At 65.4% G+C, this 3,118-nt stretch carries 2 protein-coding genes and 1 tRNA gene; 2 read left to right on the top strand and 1 reads right to left on the bottom strand.

Annotated features, from left to right (window positions below; genetic code table 11):
- Positions 1–1,804, top strand: a 1,804-nt coding sequence (locus RMO81_RS07410) for a TonB-dependent receptor domain-containing protein (protein ID WP_310475170.1), incomplete at its 5' end; no start/stop codon positions are given.
- A 195-nt stretch (positions 1,805–1,999) separates the two neighbouring features.
- On the opposite strand, the gene RMO81_RS07405 is transcribed toward RMO81_RS07410, so the two are convergent.
- Entirely contained in the window at positions 2,000–2,887 is an 888-nt protein-coding gene (locus RMO81_RS07405) for an N-formylglutamate amidohydrolase (RefSeq protein ID WP_310475169.1), read from the bottom strand.
- A 122-nt stretch (positions 2,888–3,009) separates the two neighbouring features.
- Here RMO81_RS07405 and RMO81_RS07400 point away from each other — a divergent pair.
- Positions 3,010–3,084, top strand: a tRNA-Val gene (locus RMO81_RS07400).
- Positions 3,085–3,118: the final 34 nt, after the last annotated feature.

The following is a 3,118-nucleotide window of genomic DNA, read 5'->3' as shown; positions in this document are numbered from 1 at the left end:
CCCGATCCTGCGCGGCCTTGATAATGAACGCGTGCGCGTGCTGACCGATGGCATCGGCAGTTTCGACGTGTCCAACACCTCGGTCGATCACGCGGTGGCCGCCAACCCGTTGCTGGCTGATCGCATCGAAATCCTGCGTGGGCCGGCGGCGCTGCTGTTCGGTTCGGGTGCCATCGGCGGTGTCGTCAACATGCGCGACCTGCGCATCGCCCGCGAAGTGCCGGAAGGCGGCCCGCACATCGATGCCAGCGCCGGATTTGGATCGGCGGCAACGGAACGCAATTTGGCGGCGGCGGTCAACGTGCCGCTGGGGGCGGGCTTCGTTGCCCACCTCGACGGCAGTTTCTTTGAATCCGACAATTATCGTACTGGTGGCTTTGTTTTCAGTGAAAATCTGCGCGCCGCGGCTGCCGCAGAAGGCGGCGAAGTGGCCGAAGACGCGCAGGCGCGCGGGCGGTTGGACAACACCAACGCCCGCACCTGGGATGTTGCCGGCAGCATCGCCTGGATTGGCGAGAATGGCGCCAACTTCGGTGTGGCGGTGAGCCATCTCGAAAACCGCTACGGCATCCCGAACGGCCTCGAACTGGGCCACGAAGAGGCACACGAAGGCGAGGAGGAGCATGGCCACGAGGGCATCACGCTCGACATGCGGCAGACAAGGGTGGACGTGCGCGGCGCGGTGCCGCTGGCCGGTGCCTTCAAGGAAGTGCGTGTGCGCGGTGGCTGGGCCGATTACCGCCACGACGAAATCGAACCCAATGGCGAGATTGGCACCAGCTTCTTCAACAAGAGCTGGGAAGGCCGCATCGAACTGGTGCAGGCCAATGTCGATGGCTGGCAGGGCGCCACCGGCGTGCAGTATTTCAGCCGCAATTTCCGCGCCGTGGGCGAAGAAGCCTATATCCCGGCCAACCAAACCCGCCAGTTCGGCCTTTTCACGTTGCAGGAATTCGATCTGGGCGCGGTGCGGCTGGAAGGCGGCGCCCGCTTTGAACATGCCAATGTGAAATCAGCCGAAATCGGCCGGGAGCGGACGTTCAACGCCTTCTCCTTCTCGGTGGGCGGCTCGGTCGATCTGGGCAGCGGTTTCCGCTTTGCCCTGAGTGGTGCCCGCACCGAACGCGCCCCATCGGCGGAAGAATTGTTCGCCAACGGCGCCCACGCCGCCACCCGCGCCTTTGAAATCGGCAACCCGGATTTCCGCAAGGAACGCCAATTGGGTGCCGAAGCCGTGTTGCGCGGGCGCGGGACCGGCTGGCGGCTGGAATTGTCGGCCTTCGTCAACCGCTTTGACAATTATATCTTCCTGGGTCCGACCGGGACGGAAGAAGATGAGCTGCCCGTGTTCCAATATGGTCAGGCCGATGCCACCTTCTGGGGCATCGAAGTCGAAGCCGGGGTGAAAATTGCCCAGCTGGGCAGCACCCGCATCGATGTCACCGGCTTGCTCGATTACACGCGCGCCACCCTGCTTTCCGGCGGCGGTGCCGTGCCGCGCATTCCGCCGCTGCGCATGATCGGCGGCATCGAAGCGACCGGCGGCGTGGTCGGTGGCCGGCTCGAGATCGAGCATGTGACGGCGCAGGATCGCACCGCCGGTTTTGAAACCCGCACCGCCGCCTTCTCGTTGGTCAACGCCAGCGTTTCGTGGAAGCCGTTTGGTGTAGAAGCGCCGACCACGCTGATGGTGCAGGCCAACAACATCTTTGATGTCGAAGCTCGTCGCCATACGAGCTTCCTGAAGGATGTGGCGCCGCTGTTCGGCCGCGACATCCGGGTGTCGCTGCGCGTCGCCTTCTAAAAGCCGACAAAATCGCTCCAGTGGCACTTGAAAGCCGCTGGAGCGACCCCAAATCATGGAAACGGCGGCACCGACACCCCCCTCGATCGGTGGTCGCCCGTGGCAATACCTGCCACCTCCGAGGACCCGCAACAGGTTCCGATCTGGCCGCGCTGGTTGCCCCCACCAGCGCGGCCTTTTCGTTATTCGCCCATTTTATTCGGCGGCTTGCGCCCACAACTGGCCAGGTCGGGGCTGGCCGATCAGGCGCGGCCAATCGGCCAGCAGCTGCTGCACCAGCGCGGTCATCGCGGTGCGTACTTTGCTGGCGCCGGCGTGCAGGGTCAGGCGATGGCCATCAAGATACAGGGCCCGGTCAATCTCGATCTGAACGGCGTGGATGCCGGCGCCGGGCTGGCCATGATGGTGCGTGGTGTAGCCGCCGGCATAAGGCACATTGCGCGCCACCCGCCAGCCAGCTTGGGCGAAATGATCCTCGATGGCCTGCACGATGGCGGGATGCGCGCTGGTGCCGTGGCAATCACCCAGCACGATCTGCGGCGGCCGCGGCCCGCTGGGTGACGGCATCGAGTGGCAATCAATCAGCAGTGCCGCGCCGTGGCCCGCGTGCGCGGCGTGCAGGATGCGGCTGATTTCGGCATGCCAGGGCGCATGCAGCCGGGCCAGCCGCGCTGCCGCCTCGTTCGCCGGCAGCGCCCGGGCATAGATATCAAGGCCATGGCCTGCCAGCCGCGGGATCACGCCCAGCCCTGCCGCCACGCGCTCTGTGGCGGCCACCGGCACTGCCAGCGGCGCATCAAACATCGCCGGATCCAGTTCATCAGCCCGGCGGTTGAGATCAAGCCAGCTGCGGGCATGGGTGGCGGCCAGCACCGGCACGCCGGAAATACCCTCCAGCAGCGCATCAACGAACGCATCTTCACAGCGGCGCAGCTGTGACAGCGGCAGCCGCGAAGCCGCCAGCAGCGCCGGCGGATAGTGCCGGCCACTGTGCGGCGAAGTGAGCAGCAGCGGCCAGCGGCCATCGGCATCACCGGTCAGAGTCCAGGCCGGCTGCCCGGCTGCAGAAGCGGAAAATCGCATGGCATTTGCCCAAGCACGTGCGGGCGCTGCTGCCAAGGCGACAAATGACGCGCCAAAGTCGTGGCCGCGTTCTGGCAGCACTTGCCAACCGGGGCCGATGCCACTAACAGGCGCCTTCCCGTGGACGCGTAGCTCAGTGGTAGAGCACTGTGTTGACATCGCAGGGGTCGCAGGTTCAATCCCTGCCGCGTCCACCATTTCCCCCCAATTTTTTCTCTCCGCCCTCGTAGC

The sequence above is a fragment of the Sandarakinorhabdus sp. genome, from assembly GCF_031422795.1.
Taxonomy (GTDB): domain Bacteria; phylum Pseudomonadota; class Alphaproteobacteria; order Sphingomonadales; family Sphingomonadaceae; genus Sandarakinorhabdus.
The sequence above is the reverse complement of the archived record's forward strand: the minus strand, read 5'-3'. Positions and strand labels throughout refer to the sequence as shown.